This window comes from Pseudoalteromonas sp. S3776 (assembly GCF_005886915.1).
Lineage (GTDB): Bacteria > Pseudomonadota > Gammaproteobacteria > Enterobacterales > Alteromonadaceae > Pseudoalteromonas.
Genome location: NZ_PNCU01000007.1, coordinates 1 through 18,844, shown reverse-complemented (window position 1 = coordinate 18,844; position 18,844 = coordinate 1). Strand labels below are relative to the sequence as shown.

Below are 18,844 nucleotides of genomic sequence, written 5' to 3'. Positions count from 1 at the left end.
CCTGTAATGCCCCTTATACAAGGGGCTATAAATAATTTACTTTTTAGCCATTGCTGAAATTCTGCTCGATAGCGAGAATAAACGAATAAAGCCTTCAGCATGTGACTGGTCATATACGTCGTCTTCACCAAATGTAGCAAAGTCTTCGCTGTATAAGCTATTAGGTGATTTTTTCTGAACGGCGGTTACTTGGCCTTTGTAAAGCTTAAGTACAACTTCACCTGTTGCTAGTGTAGAAAGCGCTTCTGCACCGGCTAAAATAGAGTCTTTTAGTGGTGTAAACCAACGACCGTCATAAACTAAATGCGAAAATTCACCGCCCAGTACTTCTTTCCACTTACGGCTTGATTTATCAAGCACTAGCTCGTCAATGGCTTGCAGTGCCGCCATAATCACGGTACCGCCTGGTGTTTCGTAACAGCCGCGCGATTTCATGCCCACTAAACGGTTTTCTACAATATCTACACGGCCAACACCATGTGGCGCAGCAATGTCGTTTAATTTAACTAAACACTCGTAAGGCTTAAGCTCTTCACCATTTACCGCAACCACTTCGCCTTCAACAACTTTTAGAGTTACTAGTTCTGATTTATCGGGTGCTTGCTCTGGTGAGTTAGTCCAAGTCCACACTTGGTCGCTTGGCTCACACCATGGGTCTTCAAGCTCGCCACCTTCGTGCGAAATATGCCACGCGTTAGCATCACGGCTGTAAATTTTTGTTGCAGAAGCAGAACACGGAATATCACGCTCAGCTAAGTAATCTAATAATGATTCTCGGCTTGATAAGTCCCACTCACGCCACGGTGCAATAACTTTTAAATCAGGTGCAAGCGCTGCAAAGCACGACTCAAAACGAACTTGGTCGTTACCCTTACCAGTACAACCATGCGAAAGTGCATCAGCACCTACTTTACGTGCAATTTCAACTTGCGCTTTAGCAATAATAGGACGCGCCATTGACGTACCTAATAAATACGTACCTTCGTAAATAGAACCCGTTTTAAGCGTTGGGTAAATGTAGTCACTTACCATTTCATCTTTTAAGTCAACTACGTAACACTCTGATGCACCTGATGCGATAGCTTTTTCTTCTACGCCTTCAAGCTCTTCAGCGCCTTGGCCTACATCGGCAACAAAGGCAATAACCTCACAACCGTAGTTTTCTTTTAACCATGGCACGATAGCTGAAGTATCAAGACCACCTGAATAGGCTAAAACGACTTTTTTAATTGAACTCATAGGTGTTCCTTAACAAAATTTGGATTTAGTAATGTAACTAGCAGAGCATTTTGCGCATGCATGCGATTTTCTGCTTGTTGAATAATTTTTGATGCTGGGCCATCCATTACCTCAGAGGTAATTTCAAACTCACGGTGTGCCGGTTGGCAATGTAATACCGTAGTCGCACCTGTTTGTTCTAGCAATGCTTGGTTTAACTGATATGGCATGTATTTTTCTTTAACTTGCTCAAGCGGCGTATCATCGCCCATAGACACCCAGGTATCTGCATATACAACGTTTGCGCCTACGGCCGCTTCTACGCGGTCACTTACCATGACTGATGCACCGTTCATTGCCGCTATTTGCTCGGCCTTTTTAAGAATTTGCGAATCAGGTGAGCTACCTTTTGGCGTAACAGCAACAAAATCAGTACCTAGTGTTGCTGCTAATAACATAAGTGAATGAGTAACGTTATTACCTTCACCTAAGTAAGCCACTTTTAGCTCACTCACATCGCCGTGTACTTCTTGTAGCGTTAAAAAATCAGCCAATGCCTGGCATGGGTGATATAAATCACACAAGCTATTAACCACAGGCACAGAAGAGTACTCACCTAGCGTTGTTAATGTGCTGTGCTGATTAACACGCGCTACAATACCATCAGCCCATGTAGAAATATTCAGCGCGAAGTCTTTTACCGATTCACGTGCGCCCATAGCGCCATTTTGCTGGTCTAAATATACAGCGTGACCACCTAAACGATTAATACCAATATCAAACGATAAACGCGTACGTAAGCTTTGCTTTTCAAATAAGGTAACAACTGACTTGCCTGCTAGTACTTGGCTGTATTTCTCTGGATTTGCTTTTAAATCACGCGCAAGCTTTAATAAATTAAGTGCGCCTTGTTGGTCTAATTCTAGACCCGTTAAAAAATTCTCTAACATGGTAACCCTATGGTGTAATCTTTGTTCCGACATGCTCGCCTTGTAGCAAAGCAGTTAAGTTTTCTGGCTTTTGCCAACTGGAAATGTACACACCTCGTCGTAAATGTTGGGCAGCGTGTAGGCTGGTCTTCACTTTGACCTCCATTCCGCCCAAAATTACTCCTTCATCAATTAAAGTATCAATGTGTTTTGTGTCAAGTTGATGTAACGGCTGCTTGTTTGCATCAAGTACCGCTTCTACATCTGTCATAAAAATAAGTTCTGCGTTTAAGTTGCTCGCAATCGCTGCCGCAGCTTCATCGGCATTCACGTTGTACCAATTGCCTTGCTCATCAAAGCCGATTGAGCTCACAATAGGTAAGCGACCAAGCTTAAGTAAATCATTCACTATTGAATCATCATTACTTGTGCATTTACCTACTTGACCAAGTGCTTTTAGTTTTTGCGACGCCATCACACCGGCTTCATAAAGGCTTAAACCAACAGGTTTATGCCCTGCATTAATAGCTTGGCTTACCAGCTGCTTATTTGCACAGCCAGCCAACGCCCCCACTATGTAAGGCATTTGCTCACTTGGGCTAATACGTAAGCCTTGGTGTTTTGCACTAGCAAATCCAGCTTGTTGTAGCCAGGTATCAACTAACGAGCCGCCACCATGCACTATTACAAACTGATTATTTTGATCTGTGCTTAATACATCAAACAACGCTTTTGCTGCGTTTTCAGAGTTAAGTACAGCACCACCTAATTTAATTACCCACGTTTTAGTGCTCATTAAAAGGCTCCCTTTAAACCCGTTGTATGATCTAAATTCATAGATAAGTTAATGCACTGCAATGCTTGGCCTGCAGCGCCTTTTAATAAATTATCTATGGCTGCCATAACAATTAACTGCGAGCCTTGTTGCTGCCAACCAATATCAACGTACGGCTGTTTAGCTACACCTTTAATAGAGGGTATTTTATCGCCTAGCAAACGAATCAATGGCTCGTTTTCAAGTACTTTATAAGCATCAGAAACGTTTTCCTTGGTAACGTTTGGCTTAAGCTGTACATAGATAGTTTCTAAAATCCCACGCGGAAAATTACCTAAGTGCGGTGTAAATAACACCTTGTGTCCCAGGTGCTGTTCGATTTCTGGTCCATGGCGATGGTTAAATAAACCATACGGGGCAAGCGATACTTCGCAAAAGTGAGTACCTACGCTGGCTTTGCGCCCAGCACCAGTTACACCAGAAACCGCATTAATAATTACTTTTTCATCACTTAACAATCCAGCCTGCTGCAGTGGTTTTAACGCATTAAGTGCGGCTGTAGGATAACAACCTGCCACAGCAACAAGTTGTGCGCTTGCTATGGCATCACTATTCCACTCAGCTAACCCGTAAGCCGCTTCACTTAATAGCTCAGGGTGTTGGTGCTCAAAGCCATAGTAAGTGACGTAGTCGTCATTACTAGCAAGGCGGTAGCCGCCAGATAAATCAAATACTTTTTTACCCATGGCTAAAAATTGCGGGGCTAAATCAACACTTACTTTATGATCAGTACATAAACAGATGAAATCAGCGCTTGCGCTAATATCATCAAACGCAGAGTCACTTAGAGGTAATAATGGCAAGTCCAGTAATCCGTTATGCTCTGGGTATAAATCACTTAATAACTTATGTTTATCTAAACTTCCCTCAGACACATAACAACCTGATAAAGTTAAATTAGGGTGCTTAGCAACTAAACTTGCTAATTCTGCGCCGCTGTAACCGCTTGCGCCAATAATCACTACATTCATTTGTTACTCGATTATAAATTTACTACTAAATAGGGGTGGTGTTCGCTTACACTAGCTTAGATGCTAGCTAATACTTTTCTTAATGAATTGTTGATTATCGTCGCATTATCTTCATAGCTATACTTAATATATTTATGCTTAAAAAGTGAATTGATATTCATCATAAATACTTTTATATTGTTATGCAATTAAATTGAATAATTATTTTGGATTTTTTTATGTCTTTGCCGTCATTTATCTCAATGTACCAACAACTCATTGCTGCCCCCTCTATTAGTGCAATAGAGGATGATCTTTGTATGAGTAATAAAGGGGTAATAGAGTTACTTGCACAGTGGTGTGAAAGCCTTGGTTTTACTTGCGAAATTATAGAATTAGAAGGCGGTAAAGGCCGATACAATTTATTAGCTAAGCGTGGCCAAGGTGATGGCGGTTTAATGCTTGCAGGGCACACCGATACTGTACCGTTTGATGATAGCCGCTGGAACCACAACCCGTTTAAACTAACAGAGCAGAATAATAAGTTGTATGGATTAGGCAGCATTGATATGAAGGGCTTTTTTGCTTTTGTGCTGCAAGCAATTAGTGAACTTGATGAAAAGCAACAATCTCAGCCTATTTTAATACTTGCCACTGCCGATGAAGAAACTACCATGGCGGGTGCACAGCAAATTTGTAAGCACCCTAATTTAAAACCTGCTCGCTGTATAATTGGCGAACCTACTGATATGACTCCTGTATTTACCCACAAGGGGCATATGAGTACCGCTATAAGAGTGGTTGGTCGTTCAGGTCATAGCTCCGATCCCGAACGTGGACTTAACGCCATCGAAGTCATGCATAAAGTGATTACAAAATTGCTGCTCTTAAAAGAGCAGTTAAAGAATAAATATTCAGTTGAACATTTTGAAATACCTTACCCTACTTTAAACTTAGGCAATATTCATGGTGGTGATAATGCAAACCGCATTTGTGGGTGCTGCGAAATGCACATAGATATGCGCCCACTTCCGGGGTTAAGCATTAAAGACCTACAAGCTTTGCTTATTGATGCCACCAGCGATATAAACGCACAATACCCAAACGCAGTGAGCGTGATTGATTTACACGACCCCATTCCTGCTTTTAGCGGTAGCACCGACAGCGCACTCGTTAAAATGGCAGAAAAAATTGCAGGAGAGAAAGCTGTTGCCGTTAACTATTGCACAGAGGCGCCGTTTATCCAGCAACTTGGCTGTGAAACAATAGTCATGGGGCCTGGCTCTATTAATCAAGCCCACCAACCCGATGAGTTTTTAGCAATGGAGAAAATAAACCCATCGCAAAAAATTATAACTGACATTATTAAAGCAAACTGCTTTAACGCATAAAAAAAGACTGTATTAAAAACTAACAGCATAAATAGCAAAGGCGCCCAATGGCGCCTTTGCTTTAGTAATACCTATGCGTTACTGCATATACTTACTTAAGTACTTTTTAAATACAGGGTCTGTTTTTGCAAGCTCTTTTTGCTCAGCTAAAATCTCTTTTAATATAACCCCCGATGTTAGCGGGTTAGCCAATACAACTCTAAATACCACTGTCGGTTGATTGTCATACTTTGAAGGTGTTAAACGAGTCCGCGATACAAACGAGCGCCCTGATTCACGTTGGCGTTTTTGCATACTGGCAGTAAAGCGGTTAAGCGAGGCGAAAATTTCTAATCGTGTTGCGGCATCCGCTTGGGCTATAGCCTGCTTAATTTGTTTAGGCACATAACGGTATGTAAGTAAACACAACTCAGGCTCAGAAATCAGCTCAAAGTCTTCATCGGCTTTAATTAAATCTGCAAAGTAATGTGCTTTTTTGATACTACGATCAATCAGCATTTCGTACCCTTTACGACCAATTACACGTAAGCAAGCATGTACTAACATAGCCATACCAGGGCGGCTGCCTTCGAGTGTATGGCTTCCCAAATCTTTTGAGCCTTTACGTAATATGTACTCGGCATGGTGCTCTATTGCATCCGTAGCGGTTGGGTCTTTAAATAACACCAAGCCTGCGCCCATTGGCACATACATTTGTTTGTGCGCATCAATGGTGATTGAATCTGCGCGCTCAATTCCTTTTAGTAAAGGGCGATGCGTTTGCGATAAAAGCGTTGCCCCTCCCCACGCCGCGTCTACATGAAAGTGGCAATTTATTTGCTGCGCTAAGTCGGCCATATCATCAAGAGGGTCGATATTGCCGGTTTCGGTAGTCCCTGCAACCCCAACAATGGCCATAACTTTTATGCCTTGCGATTCAAGCTCTAAGGCTTTTTCGCGCATGGCATTCACATCAACCTTGTTATTTTCGCAGGTTTTAATACCAATTAGGTTTTCGCGCCCTATGCCCAGTAAATCAATTGATTTACCTAACGAGTAATGCCCACGCTCAGAAACCAATATAGCCAAACCTTTATAGCCATAATGCAACATGCCAGCAATTAAGCCCTGTGCGCCTATACCCTTAAAGTTTCCATCAGGCTTTAATAGGCGGTTACGCGCAATCCACAATGCAGTAATGTTTGCCACTGTACCACCGGAACAAAATGCACCGAGTGATGTTTTAGCGCTGTGCATCCATTTAGAATAAAACGACTCATCTTGCGAGTAAGCTAAATGATGCATCATGCCTAGTACTTGGCGCTCTAGCGGGGTAAATGCTTTTGAGGTTTCTATTTTTACTAGGTTTTGATTAAGCCCCACCATTAACTTTGACAGCGGCAGTAAAAAATGCGGAAGCGCCGATGTCATATGACCAATAAAGCTAGGCGCAGCCGTGTGCACCGAATGGGCAACTAGCTGCTCCATAATATCTTGGGCGTAAGCAGATACAAACGTTGGGTTTTCTGGGATCACCGCAGCCTGAAAATCTTTTTCAATTTCATGTAATGGTTTTTCAATTGCCGCTATATTTTCGTTTAAAAAACCTGCTAAATTACTCGAAATTTCAAGCTCAATTTTGCTTAAAGTTGAGTCTGGCGCTTCAGGTACAGTAAATATACGCTTAAGGCTTTCTTTAGAGGCGACGGCACAACGCTTTTGATCCATCTTTATACCTAGTGTGTGTGTAGCTAAAACACGCGTTTAACAGTTAAAAATGCCAAACTATGGCGCTATTATAAGCAGCGTGCTTCTTTTAAAAATTGCGCTAACTTTACTGCAATATAAGTAAAATGTCTCCCTTTAAGCCATAAAAGCGGCAAAACGGATGACAAATATTGTAAAAAAATTTCAATAATAGGATTTTATTAAAAAGTCACATTTTAGTTTTGGGCAAATTACATTTATGCGTATACTTAACATGTGTAACAATAAGGGACAAGTATGCTCACAGGGAAATTGAAAGGGAAGTGGTTTATAGCTGGCTTTACATTGTTTTTGGTCAGTTTATTAGTCTATGTTTATTACACCTATAGCTCTGCACGTAGTGAAATAATGCGCGCAGTAGATGAGCGTCTTCTAAATGCAGCCACTAGCGTAAAACATATTTTAGGGCAAAGTTACCACGATAGAATTAGCCAAGGCTACGATATTGGTTTTTCGGTTTACCAAACTAAAAGCAAACAACTCTCAGAGCTTGCACAAGCGCTTGATATAGCTTATGTGTATTCGATGGTTATGCGCGATAGCAAAGTTTATTTTACCTCATCCAGTTACACCAAAGACGATCAAGAAAACGCACGTGTTACGCAATTTCTTGATTTATACCCAGAGGCCACCGACATCAACAAGGGCGCGTTTTATTCTACCGAGCCTGTTTTTGAGCAATCTAGCGACCAATGGGGTGATTTTAAAACTGTTTTTATTCCCTTCGTAGATAAATATGGTACTACCTACATTACAGGTGCCGACATAACCTTAGATGATTTAAATAAAAAGCTTCAATACAGCGTCACTAAAGCCATAATAACGGCGTGCTTTTTCTTTTTTATTGCGGTACTGGTTGCAGCCATTTATATATATTTGTTAAAGCGTACCCTAGCAACCGATGCCAGTACTGGCTTTGCCAATCACATTGCGCTTGAGTACTTTATTAAAAAGAGCCATTCACACCACATGCAACTTGCCATCATTTGGGTGAACGAAATTGAAGATATTAATAGCTTTTATGGCACTCAAATTGGCGACAACGTAATGAAAAGCTTGCTCAGTCATTATCAAAGTCGCAGTCCACAAAACTGTAAAGTGTACCGGCTTGCCACCAATAAAATTGCAATTCTTGCACCTAAAAACTTCAAAAATAGCGAACTGAACGATTTAGTCGAATCGTATAACGCGAATAGCCCTGTATTAACAAATCCGTTTATTTATATAACTTACTGTGCTGGTATTGCCAGCGGTAATAAATCGTTATTGATTGAAAATGCACATATTGCAACACTTCAGGCTAAGCATGGCCGTGGTAAGATTATTAGCTACTCAAAAGTAATGAGTGATGTGAAAAATCAGTATCAGTATAATGTAAGCCTTGCTAAAGAAGTGCAAGAAGCGTTTGATAACAACCGCATAGTGCCTTATTTTCAAGCTATGTTTAACACCACCAATAATGAAATAGTCCATTACCAATGTTTGGCCAGAATGGTAACTAAAAGTGGTGAAATTTTAAAACCCGACTCATTTTTAAACGTAGTGAGCCGCTCAAGAATGGGTGGACTATTAACCCGCACGCTATTTAGCCAATGTATAGAACGGTTTAGAAAAACAGATATACGCTGGTGCTTAAATATAAGTGACAAGGATATACTCGATCCAAGTTTGAGTGAATACATTTCCAATGAACTTAAACGTTACCCTCACCCAGAAAACATAACGCTTGGCCTTTTTGAGTCACACGCTATTACTCACTTTTTAGAGGTTAAAACGTTTATTTCTATGGTAAAAGCTAAAGGGGTAAATGTCATTATTACTGGTTTTGGCAGCGGTTATTCAAATATTTCGAATGTGCTAAAGCTTGAAGTAAACGGTATAAAGCTCGATGGCGCATTAGTAAAACAGGCCGTAAGCGATGAAAATATAGCATTATTTATTGAGCATACAGTTAATGCTGCAAAGCAACTTGGTTTAACGCTCATGGCAGAGTCGGTAGAAAATGTAAGTATTGAAAATGCGCTTAAAAATGTCGATGTGACGCTGATGCAAGGCAATTACTTTGCTTACCCAACGCCACATGTTAACTCCCCTAGCCAAGAGGAAGTAGTCGTTTAAAGGTCAATCACTAAACGGTGGCTTTGTTGGCCGCTAGCCCAGTATTTACGTTCAAACGGAGTAATTGCTTCGTTTGACTCATACTGGGTTACCTCACAAGGCTTACCCGCAAGCTCAAGCGCTCTGGCAAATTCTTTTACATAAATATCCCAGTTACTTCGCACCTCTAAGCGACCACCTAGCTTAACAATAAACGGAAAAATAGCCGCACCATGCCACCTACGCTGAATATGCTTAGACTTAGGCCAAGGGTTAGGATAAAGCAAATAATGATGAGTAGGCTGCCAATTAGCAGCCACAGCTAAACGCCAAAAGTCGTTTAAGTCAGCTTGTACTAAAATATATTGGCCGCTGTCTGTTTGTTTATACTCAACATCGTGCTTATCTAAGCGGTGTGACGATTTATCTATACCAATAATTAACGCATCTGGGTGGCGCTTAGCTAAATTGGCGCTACTTTCACCTACCCCACAGCAGGAGTCTAAAATAAGCGGGCCATTAAACGCTTTCACTTGCTCATTTACTTCATTAAACGCTTTTTGAGTATGCTCAGCAATAGGCTTTTTAAACTCTGCGTTTAAATGCCTGTTAACAATTTCATCAAGCTTTTCGTGTATACCCGCCTGATTAGATACAATACTGCGTGAATTTGCATCGCTCATTAATGTCTAAGCCCCACACCTTTTTTAATTAACGTTAGCGCTAAAGTAAATAGCACCGTAATAAATACTAATATAACGCCAAGCGCGACACTTAAATCAACATCCGACACGCCTAAAAAGCCATAACGAAACGCATTAACCATATAAATAATTGGGTTTATTTGCGATACATTTTGCCAAAACTCTGGCAGTAACGTAATTGAATAAAATACGCCGCCTAAGTATGTTAGTGGCGTTAAAATAAAGGTTGGGATAATACTAATATCGTCAAAACTATTGGCGTAAATAGCGTTAATTAAACCACCTAGTGCAAACACCGCTGAGGTTAAAATTACCGTTGCCATAATTACAAATATATTGTGTATTTGAATATCCACAAACAACAGCGATACACAGGTAACAATAAAGCCCACCATCATGCCGCGGGTCATACCACCGCCCATATAGCCCAGTACAATGATGTAATTAGGCACAGGCGCAACTAGTAACTCTTCAATACTTTTTTGAAACTTGGTTGAATAAAAACTAGAAGCAACATTAGAATATGAGTTGGTAATAACCGACATCATTATTAGCCCCGGAACAATAAATTCCATGTAGCTAAAGCCGCCCATTTCACCGATGCGCGAACCTATTAAATTACCAAAAATAACAAAGTACAAACTCATCGTAATCGCCGGCGGTACTAAGGTTTGCACCCAAATACGTAAAAAACGAATACACTCTTTAATCCATAAACTCTTTAAGGCTACGCCATATTTAAACATTTATTCGCCCCGCCCTTGCTCTAGTAGTCCTACAAATAACTCTTCTAATCTGTTTGCTTTATTACGCATACTCAAAACGGTGTTACCTTGCTCGGTTAGCGCGCTAAAAACTGCGTTTAACCCTTGAGATTTAGCCACTTCAACTTCTATGGTGTGCTCGTCAGGCATGCTAAACGAGTAGCCTTCAAGGGTGACTGGTTGCGCTGGCTGTTTTAAATCAAGTACAAAGGTTTCTTTATCAAGCTTTGCAAGTAATGCTTTTATTGTGGTGTTTTCTACAATGCGACCAGTATCAATAATGGCAATATTTTTACACAGTAGTTCGGCTTCTTCGAGGTAATGCGTGGTTAAAATAATCGTTACGCCTTGTTCATTTATTTGGCGTAAAAAGTCCCACATTGAACGGCGCAGCTCTATATCAACCCCTGCAGTGGGTTCATCAAGTATTAGTAGCTTAGGCTCATGCATTAATGCGCGGGCAATCATTAAACGACGTTTCATACCCCCTGAAAGTGTGCGTGCTTGCTTGTCTTTTTTCTCAAGTAAACCAAGTTGAGCTAAGTACTTATCGGCACGCTTATGCGCTTCACTGCGCGTAACGCCATAGTAGCCAGCTTGGTTTACTAGTATTTGGCCAAGCGTTTCAAACTGACTAAAATTAAACTCTTGTGGTACAAGTCCTAAATGCGCTTTAGCAGCTTCAAGGTCGGTATCGATGTTGTGACCAAACACCTCCACCTTTCCTTGGGTTTTATTGACTAGTGAAGAAATAACACCAATAGTGGTCGACTTACCTGCGCCATTTGGGCCAAGCAAGGCAAAAAAGTCGCCTTCAAAAACTTGTAAATCAACCCCTTTTACGGCCTCTACGCCATTATTATAAACCTTGGTTAGGCCTTCTATATTTAAAGCAACATTTTGCTTATCCATTATTTACCCTCACCATAACCCCAACGTTTAGTTAGGTTATGTTCAATGTTTAAATGATCTAAAATTCGCGCCACCATAAAATCAACTAAGTCTTGAATGCTCTGTGGCTGGTGATAAAAGCCAGGTGCTGCTGGCATAATAGTGACCCCTAAGCGCGCAAGCTTTAACATATTTTCAAGATGAATTTCGCTAAAGGGGGTTTCACGTGGTACTAAAATTAGTTGGCCTCGCTCTTTAATAACCACATCAGCTGCACGCTCGAGTAGGTTATCTGACGCCCCTAGTGCAATAGCTGATACAGAGCCTGCACTACATGGGCATACCACCATTTTTTTAGGGGCCGCAGAGCCTGAAGCAACGGGGCTAAACCAATTATCTTTACCAAATACTTTTAACTGCTCTGGCTTGGCATTAAATAAAGCGCTTAACTGCTCGGTTGCTTTATCTTCATTAGCTGAGAGTTTAATGTTTGACTCAGTATCGAGCACCACGCGCGCAGCACTTGATATAAGTACATACACTTGAAATTGCTGCGCGAGTAATACTTCAAGCAATCTTAAACCGTAAGGGGCGCCTGAAGCACCACTAAACGCCAGTGTAATTTTATCTTTAAACTGCACATTATTCTCCGCTGTATTTTTTAGCTAAACCATCAACTAAGTGTTGATGTAAGCCATTAAAACCGCCATTGCTCATAATTAATATGTGCTGATTTGGCATGATATTTTCAAGCACAGTGTCAATAATCATTTGCGTACTATTAAAACACTGCATACCGGCATTATCGGCTTGCGCTTTAAGAGACCAATTTAGGTTATCGGGCTCAAATAACAGCACGTCATCGGCATCACTTAACGAAGCAAGTAGCGTATGTTGGTGTACACCCATCTTCATGGTGTTTGAGCGAGGCTCTAAAATAGCAATAATTTTTTCATCACCCACTTTTGCACGTAACCCCGCAAGGGTGGTTTTTATTGCTGTTGGGTGGTGTGCAAAATCGTCGTACACTTTAATGTTATTTATATCGGCTTTAAGCTCCATACGCCGTTTAGGGCTAATAAACTCTTCAAGCGCTGCAATGCTATGATCTACGGCTATACCAACATGGCGCGCTGCCGCGATGGCCATAATGGCATTTTTAACATTATGCTCGCCTATTGCCTGCCAATTAACTGTGCCTTGAGGTTCATTGTTTAAAAGCACATTAAATTGGCTACCATCAGCGCTTAATAAGTCATAATGCCAATCACCATTTAGGGTTTCGCTTTCGCTCCAGAGCCCTTGCTTAATAACATCATTAAGCGCTGTATCGTCTTTAGGCCAAATCACTTTGCCACTGTGAGGTAATGTACGCATTAAGTGATGAAATTGTTTTTTTATTGCGTTTAAATCGTCAAAAATATCGGCGTGGTCAAACTCAAGGTTATTTAAAATGAGCGTTCGTGGTAGGTAATGTACAAATTTACTGCGCTTATCAAAAAACGCGGTATCGTATTCATCCGCTTCTATTACAAAAAAGGGCGTTTCACCCACTTTAGCTGACACACCAAAGTTTTGTACTATGCCACCAATTAAAAACCCTGGTTTTAAGCCTGCATACTCTAATATCCACGCCAGCATACTTGCGGTAGTGGTTTTGCCATGCGTGCCAGCCACCGCAAGCACCCAAGCATTTTGCAATAGGTTATGTTTAAGCCACTCTGGCCCCGATGTATACGGTAAGCCCTTATCTAACACATACTCTACACAGGGGTTACCTCGGCTCATGGCATTACCAATAACAACTATATCAGGCGCAGGTTCTAACTGTGCGACATCGTAGCCTTGGGTTAACTCTATACCTAACTGCTCAAGTTGAGTGCTCATCGGCGGGTAAACATTTTGATCAGAGCCACTCACCTTATGGCCAAGTGATTTAGCAATCGCCGCAATACCGCCCATAAAGGTGCCGCAAATGCCTAATATATGAATATGCATAACTTTTTAAATCCTTTGGTACTTCGCACGTCTGTGAAGTTTAATGGCGCTATAATGCCAAATTTTAGGCTTAATGACTATGCGCGTCTCGTCAATTCACTGATGCTAAATCTGCGTTAACAAAATAAAAAAGCCCTCTAACCTAAGTAAGAGGGCTTGTTCGTATTAATTTAAATTACAGCGTTAAAAATACAATTAAACCAACACCCAGTAACAATCTATAAATTACAAACGGCAGCATACCCATTCGTTCTATCACTTTTAAAAACATGAAAATACAGGCGTACGCCGATAAAAACGAAAGGACTACACCTAAAATTAATGTACTCCAATCAACCACATGATCGCCCAAAGCCAGCTCTATTGTGTAATAAAGGCCCATCATAGAAATAATAGGTATAGCAAGTAAAAACGAAAAACGGGCTGCGCTTTGTTTGTTCATGCCCAGCAATAAACCCGCTGTCATGGTAATGCCTGAGCGCGAAGTTCCTGGGATCATCGCCACCGCTTGAGCAAAGCCAATAAGCAGCGCTGTTTTCCAGTTAAGCTGGTAAATTGTTTTCATTTGCTTACCTTTGGCATCGGCGTACCAAAGTAATAAACCAAAAATAATAGTCGTGGCCGCTATAACCCAGGCACTGCGCAGGTACAGCTCAACAATGTCTTTTAGCAATAAGCCTAGTATCGCAGCAGGTACAGTCCCCAGTATAATCCACCAACCAAGTTTACTGTCATCGGTGGTACCTTGAGTGCCAAACGATTTAAACCAGGCGCTAAGAATATCAGCCACTTCTTTACGAAAATAAATAACAACCGCTATCAACGTACCAACATGTACAGCTACATCAAAAGCAAGGCCTTGGTCTTCCCACCCCAAAATTTGCGAAGGTAAAATTAAGTGAGCGGAGCTCGAAATAGGTAAAAACTCAGTAAATCCTTGTATCAGGGCTAAAATAATTATTTCTAAAATACTCATGGGTTAGAAAACTCCACCTTCCATAGTTTTTGTTGAGGGTTATTATACTCACTCCATAGCGTAGCAATGGTTTGCTTTGCAACGGGGTGATAAAAATTGGGGGCTACTTCACAAAGAGGCTGAAGTACAAAAGCGTTTTTGGTAATTTCATCGCGAGGTAATTGTGCTGGCGAGTCGCAAATAACGTCATCGTAAAAAAGTAGATCTAAATCGAGCGTACGGGGACTAAATTTTTTATCGTCAGCTTTACGCCCGTTATCACGCTCAATTTGTTTTAATAATTTACATACACGTTCAAGCGGCATTGATGTGGTAGCAGCCACCACCGAGTTATAAAAGTTATTACCTTTAAACCCTACCGCTTCGCTTTCAAACACAGATGAGTGCACAATATCTGTGAAGTGTTGCTTGAGCGCATCAAGCGCACAACGAATATAATGCGCTTTGTTTATATTTGAGCCTAGGCTGATATAAATTTGCGCCATTTAGCTCATTGCCTTAGTGCGTGTTATTTCTACACCTACCGTGTTTGCTTGCGCCACAGCGGCCGGTTTGCTCACTCTAATTGTTACTTGGGGTGTATTAAATTCGGTTAATATAATAGTCGCTAATTGCTCTACCAAGGTTTCAAGTAGCTCAACCGGCTTAGCCGTAGCGTGTTCAATCACCCGTTCACTTACTTTTGCGTAATCCAGTGCTAAATTTATGTCATCATTTGCTGCTGCAGGCTTTATATCGCTGAGCATTTCAATATCAAAATAAAGGCTTTGTTTACTTTCTTTTTCAAAGTCGTATACGCCAATAATGGTGTCGACGTGTAGTTGAGATATAAAAACCTTATCCATTGATACTCCAAATAACTATAAACACCCTCAAAACATACAATGCATTGATTAAATTAATACTGTATATGCTTTAAGCAGTGTTTAAATATGTAAAAATTACTTCTACAATAGCCATATAGCTAGATTAACTGCAAAATACAGCAGTTAATAATTTTCACGATAAATTGTGCCGCCAATAATAGCGTAAAAGTGCTATCGATGGGTATAGCAATTAAAAAATAAGGGACTTTGTGTTAGCCATTTTACTGTTTGTTTTAGCCTACTTGTTAGGGTCGATTTCATCGGCCATATTAGTGTCTCGGCTATTCAAACTGCCAGACCCTCGCAACAGCGGTTCAAATAACCCTGGTGCCACTAATGTGTACCGTTTAGGTGGGCCTTTTCCTGCGTGCTTAGTGTTAATATTTGATATTTTAAAAGGCACCATCCCCGTATGGGGCGCTTATTTTTTAGATTTAACCCCCTTATCACTTGGTTTGGTCGCCGTCGCCGCATGTTTAGGGCATATGTACCCACTATTTTTTAGTTTTAAAGGCGGTAAAGCGGTAGCCACTGCATTTGGCTCATTATTGCCGATTGGTTTATCGCTGGCGGGGCTATTAATAAGTACCTGGATTATTGTAGTTGCTGTGACCCGCTTTTCTTCATTAGGCGCCTTGGTCACGGTGTCGCTTGCACCACTGTATACGTGGTTGATTAAACCGCTTTACACTCTACCGGTAACCTTTATTACCGTGCTAATTATATTTCGTCATCGCACTAATATTATTCGCCTTTTTAAAGGGGAAGAACCAAAAGTGGGCGCTAAAAAAGCACCCACTGATAAAAAAAATAATAATTAATGCTAAATCGCTTCTAAGCTGTCTATTGGCCAACGCGGTTTAGTTTTCATGTCGAGGGTGGCAAATTGGCCAGCTTTTAAGCGCTGCATACCGGCGTAGGCAATCATTGCGCCATTATCTGTACAAAACTCAGTACGCGGGTAGTAAACTTGTCCTTTCATGCCCTGCATAACACGCTCAAGCTGTAAACGCAGCTGTGTATTAGCACTCACACCACCAGCAATCACTAAACGTTTTATCCCAGTTTGTTTAAGGGCACGCTTACATTTAATAACTAATGTATCAATCACTGCGGTTTGAAACGCATGGGCGATATCTGCTTTGGTTTGTACATCATCATCATTTTCGCGAATCGCGATAGAAGCCGCAGTTTTTAGACCACTAAAGCTAAAATCAAGACCAGGCTTGTCGGTCATCGGGCGTGGAAAAACAAACCGTTTTGCAACACCTTGCTCAGCCATTTTAGCTAATCGAGGGCCGCCAGGGTAATCAAGCCCTAACAGCTTAGCTGTTTTATCAAATGCTTCACCAGCAGCATCGTCAACAGACTCACCTAATACTTCGTACTGACCTATACCGGCGACTTTTACCATCATGGTATGACCGCCCGATACGAGCAACGCAATAAAGGGAAATTCTGGCACATTTTCTTCAAGCATAGGCGCAAGTAAATGCCCTTCCATGTGATGTACGGCTACAGCTGGAATATCCCAGCCATAGGCTAAAGAGCGGCCAATAGAGGTGCCTACCAATAACGCCCCTACTAAACCAGGGCCTGCAGTGTATGCAATGCCATCTAAATCTTCAGGGCCGCACCCCGCTTGAGCAAACGCAGCATCAATAAGTGGCAGTGTTTTACGAACGTGATCGCGCGATGCAAGCTCAGGCACGACACCACCATAATCTGCATGTACTTTTACTTGACTGTATAACTGGTGAGCCAATAAGCCTTTTTCATCATCGTAAATTGCAATACCGGTTTCATCACACGATGACTCAATGCCTAAAATTCGCACTGTACTTCTCCTGCCTTTTTAAACTTTACTTAATGTATTATAACGCCAAGCCAATGTTGGTTTGCCCATCTGCAATAGCTTGTTTTTTTAGTGCCTTCACATTTTCAGAAGTTACGCGGCCCATATTTTCTACAAAGTCGATTAGCTCACTCAATACTTCAATTTCATATTGCATTAATGGGTGTTCTCGTACGGCTTTATTATCGGCTACCTCACCTTCAACTGTCATTTGGTATTCAATAAAACGCGCCACTGTAGCTTGGGATATTTTACTAACGCTAATAAATTCTTGCTCGTCTTGCCCCATCAAACCATGCATTAGGCTTAAAAGCGAGGTAGCAGCATCTATTGCGGGGTAAGTGCCAAACATATCAAAGTCGGCAAGCTCGGGGACATTTGGCTCAATTTTTTCTACTTGTTTTTCGAGATCTATTTTACTTTTGGGTAGTAATATTTTTTCCCAGCAAACATTTAACGCACTGCGTAATAAGGCTTCATCACCAAAACCGGTGGCTTCACTAAATAAACCATAATTAGGTAACATACGCTCAATTAAAGCACTTGCTAACACCGCTTTTTGTAAGTAGTTTAGCTCTCTAATACGTTGAAAGTTATTCGCTTTTGTCATTTCTTAACGTCTCACATGACCAACAAAAATCAAATGTTGATCCATTATGCTCATTACAGTTAGGGCATACCCAATCTGGAGCGGATTGTTTTACTTGTTGGTAGTTTACCAATATTTCGCGCGCGTGGCGCTCTTTTATCGAATAAACCTGCACACTAACTTGGGTTTGTTCAAAGGGAATTTCGCCCAAGGCGCCTTGAAGCATTTCACCTTGAATTTGGCACTCAATTCCCGCGCTTAATAACAGCCCTTTGATTATATTTGCCTCTAATGTGTTATCTGCTTTGTAGATCGTTACCCACTGAAAGGCTTGGTGCGTATTATGAGTATTAATATTTTGCAATTATCACCTCAATTATTTTGTGTTTACAATATCCTACGATACTCTACTAAAGTGTATAGCAGGTAACTTTTTAGGACATAACAATGACACTTACTACCCCAGGTTTACTTTTCCCAGCAATCTCACTGCTGCTTCTTGCATACACAAACCGCTTTTTAGTATTAGCGCAATTAATCCGAGAACTAAATTCAAGAGAAGGCGAGTCTATTCGCCCCGTAGTCGTAGCGCAAATAACGAATTTAAGAAAACGCATCAAGCTAATACGCACCATGCAAGTATATGGTGTAGCCTCTTTTTTATTATGTACGCTATCGATGTTTGCCTTATTTATTGAATTTAATACCACGGGCATTATTTTATTTGGAGTAAGCTTAGCGTGCTTAAGCCTGTCGTTATTAACGTCGTTATTTGAAATTCATATTTCGTGCGACGCGATAGAAATAGAGCTACAAAGTATTGAAGATAAGCCCCTCAGTAGCCGCATAACTAAAAACTTTACGAATAAAAATAATAAGTCTTAGCGGTTTATTTTTCTAAAACCATAAACAATAAAAAAGTATTGGCAAACTTAGGGTCTGTTATTCTTTACGGATTAAAATTTGTTCAAACTAGGGACTATTTAATCGCGGCGCGAGGTTTGTAACCTAGTGGGCTAAGTAAAAGCCGAGCAA

At 41.0% G+C, this 18,844-nt stretch carries 20 protein-coding genes; 4 read left to right on the top strand and 16 right to left on the bottom strand.

Annotation, left to right across the window (positions count from 1 at the left end; all coding sequences use genetic code 11):
• Nucleotides 1-36: 36 nt before the first annotated feature.
• From CWC16_RS03920 to argC, 4 genes are read right to left on the bottom strand one after another with little or no spacing between them, the layout of a single operon-like run.
• Nucleotides 37-1,239, bottom strand: a complete 1,203-nt coding sequence (locus CWC16_RS03920) for an argininosuccinate synthase (RefSeq protein WP_138540580.1) — start codon at nt 1,237-1,239, stop codon at nt 37-39.
• On the bottom strand, nt 1,236-2,168 hold the full coding sequence (locus CWC16_RS03915) for an ornithine carbamoyltransferase (RefSeq protein ID WP_055020104.1): 933 nt from the start codon (nt 2,166-2,168) through the stop codon (nt 1,236-1,238). The genes CWC16_RS03920 and CWC16_RS03915 overlap by 4 nt, the downstream gene beginning before the upstream one ends.
• A 7-nt stretch (nt 2,169-2,175) precedes the next feature.
• Nucleotides 2,176-2,943: an acetylglutamate kinase gene (argB, locus tag CWC16_RS03910; RefSeq protein ID WP_055014918.1), complete on the bottom strand. Its 768-nt coding sequence runs from the start codon at nt 2,941-2,943 to the stop codon at nt 2,176-2,178.
• Complete coding sequence (gene argC, locus CWC16_RS03905) at nt 2,943-3,953, bottom strand: N-acetyl-gamma-glutamyl-phosphate reductase (RefSeq protein WP_055014917.1); 1,011 nt, start codon at nt 3,951-3,953, stop codon at nt 2,943-2,945. Before argC ends, argB begins: the two co-directional genes overlap by 1 nt.
• Before the next feature lie 218 nt (nt 3,954-4,171).
• Here argC and argE point away from each other — a divergent pair, with 218 nt between their 5' ends.
• Nucleotides 4,172-5,323: an acetylornithine deacetylase gene (gene argE / locus CWC16_RS03900; RefSeq protein ID WP_138540579.1), complete on the top strand. Its 1,152-nt coding sequence runs from the start codon at nt 4,172-4,174 to the stop codon at nt 5,321-5,323.
• A 78-nt stretch (nt 5,324-5,401) separates the two neighbouring features.
• On the opposite strand, the gene panP is transcribed toward argE, so the two are convergent.
• Nucleotides 5,402-7,030, bottom strand: a complete 1,629-nt coding sequence (gene panP, locus CWC16_RS03895; protein WP_138540578.1) for a pyridoxal-dependent aspartate 1-decarboxylase PanP — start codon at nt 7,028-7,030, stop codon at nt 5,402-5,404.
• Nucleotides 7,031-7,306: 276 nt separating this feature from the next.
• On the opposite strand from panP, the gene CWC16_RS03890 reads away from it, so the two are divergent.
• A complete protein-coding gene (locus CWC16_RS03890) occupies nt 7,307-9,187 on the top strand; it encodes a bifunctional diguanylate cyclase/phosphodiesterase (RefSeq protein ID WP_138540577.1) in 1,881 nt (626 codons plus the stop codon).
• On the opposite strand, the gene trmB is transcribed toward CWC16_RS03890, so the two are convergent.
• From trmB to folB, 8 genes are all read right to left on the bottom strand, one after another.
• On the bottom strand, nt 9,184-9,849 hold the full coding sequence (gene trmB, locus CWC16_RS03885) for a tRNA (guanine(46)-N(7))-methyltransferase TrmB (RefSeq protein WP_138540576.1): 666 nt from the start codon (nt 9,847-9,849) through the stop codon (nt 9,184-9,186). The genes CWC16_RS03890 and trmB overlap by 4 nt on opposite strands.
• Nucleotides 9,849-10,616, bottom strand: coding sequence for an ABC transporter permease (locus CWC16_RS03880; RefSeq protein WP_004588540.1), 768 nt, complete (start codon nt 10,614-10,616; stop codon nt 9,849-9,851). Before CWC16_RS03880 ends, trmB begins: the two co-directional genes overlap by 1 nt.
• Complete coding sequence (locus CWC16_RS03875) at nt 10,617-11,546, bottom strand: ABC transporter ATP-binding protein (RefSeq protein ID WP_055014912.1); 930 nt, start codon at nt 11,544-11,546, stop codon at nt 10,617-10,619.
• The gene (locus CWC16_RS03870; protein WP_138540575.1) at nt 11,546-12,166 is read right to left on the bottom strand and encodes a flavin prenyltransferase UbiX; all 621 of its coding nucleotides are present in this window, start codon (nt 12,164-12,166) and stop codon (nt 11,546-11,548) included. Before CWC16_RS03870 ends, CWC16_RS03875 begins: the two co-directional genes overlap by 1 nt.
• A gap of 1 nt (nt 12,167) precedes the next feature.
• Nucleotides 12,168-13,523 (bottom strand): UDP-N-acetylmuramate:L-alanyl-gamma-D-glutamyl-meso-diaminopimelate ligase, encoded by a 1,356-nt coding sequence (gene mpl / locus CWC16_RS03865; protein ID WP_138540574.1) that lies wholly within the window; start codon nt 13,521-13,523, stop codon nt 12,168-12,170.
• 175 nt (nt 13,524-13,698) lie between these two features.
• The gene (locus tag CWC16_RS03860) at nt 13,699-14,499 is read right to left on the bottom strand and encodes an undecaprenyl-diphosphate phosphatase (protein WP_138540573.1); all 801 of its coding nucleotides are present in this window, start codon (nt 14,497-14,499) and stop codon (nt 13,699-13,701) included.
• Nucleotides 14,496-14,984: a 2-amino-4-hydroxy-6-hydroxymethyldihydropteridine diphosphokinase gene (folK, locus tag CWC16_RS03855; protein WP_138540572.1), complete on the bottom strand. Its 489-nt coding sequence runs from the start codon at nt 14,982-14,984 to the stop codon at nt 14,496-14,498. Before folK ends, CWC16_RS03860 begins: the two co-directional genes overlap by 4 nt.
• Complete coding sequence (gene folB, locus CWC16_RS03850) at nt 14,985-15,344, bottom strand: dihydroneopterin aldolase (protein ID WP_055014907.1); 360 nt, start codon at nt 15,342-15,344, stop codon at nt 14,985-14,987. It lies immediately after the preceding gene.
• A 230-nt stretch (nt 15,345-15,574) separates the two neighbouring features.
• Here folB and plsY point away from each other — a divergent pair, with 230 nt between their 5' ends.
• Nucleotides 15,575-16,186 carry a glycerol-3-phosphate 1-O-acyltransferase PlsY gene (plsY, locus tag CWC16_RS03845; RefSeq protein WP_055014906.1) on the top strand — a complete coding sequence of 204 codons (612 nt, stop codon included), beginning with the start codon at nt 15,575-15,577 and terminating at the stop codon, nt 16,184-16,186.
• A gap of 2 nt (nt 16,187-16,188) precedes the next feature.
• Here plsY and tsaD read toward each other — a convergent pair whose 3' ends face one another.
• The 3 genes from tsaD to CWC16_RS03830 are packed head-to-tail and all read right to left on the bottom strand — an operon-like array spanning nt 16,189 to nt 18,173.
• The gene (gene tsaD / locus CWC16_RS03840; protein WP_138540571.1) at nt 16,189-17,202 is read right to left on the bottom strand and encodes a tRNA (adenosine(37)-N6)-threonylcarbamoyltransferase complex transferase subunit TsaD; all 1,014 of its coding nucleotides are present in this window, start codon (nt 17,200-17,202) and stop codon (nt 16,189-16,191) included.
• 37 nt (nt 17,203-17,239) lie between these two features.
• Nucleotides 17,240-17,830: a YjaG family protein gene (locus tag CWC16_RS03835; RefSeq protein ID WP_138540570.1), complete on the bottom strand. Its 591-nt coding sequence runs from the start codon at nt 17,828-17,830 to the stop codon at nt 17,240-17,242.
• Nucleotides 17,814-18,173 (bottom strand): putative signal transducing protein, encoded by a 360-nt coding sequence (locus CWC16_RS03830; protein WP_055014903.1) that lies wholly within the window; start codon nt 18,171-18,173, stop codon nt 17,814-17,816. The genes CWC16_RS03835 and CWC16_RS03830 overlap by 17 nt, the downstream gene beginning before the upstream one ends.
• Nucleotides 18,174-18,256: 83 nt before the next feature.
• On the opposite strand from CWC16_RS03830, the gene CWC16_RS03825 reads away from it, so the two are divergent.
• Nucleotides 18,257-18,694 carry a DUF2721 domain-containing protein gene (locus CWC16_RS03825; RefSeq protein WP_055014902.1) on the top strand — a complete coding sequence of 146 codons (438 nt, stop codon included), beginning with the start codon at nt 18,257-18,259 and terminating at the stop codon, nt 18,692-18,694.
• Nucleotides 18,695-18,844 lie beyond the last annotated feature (150 nt).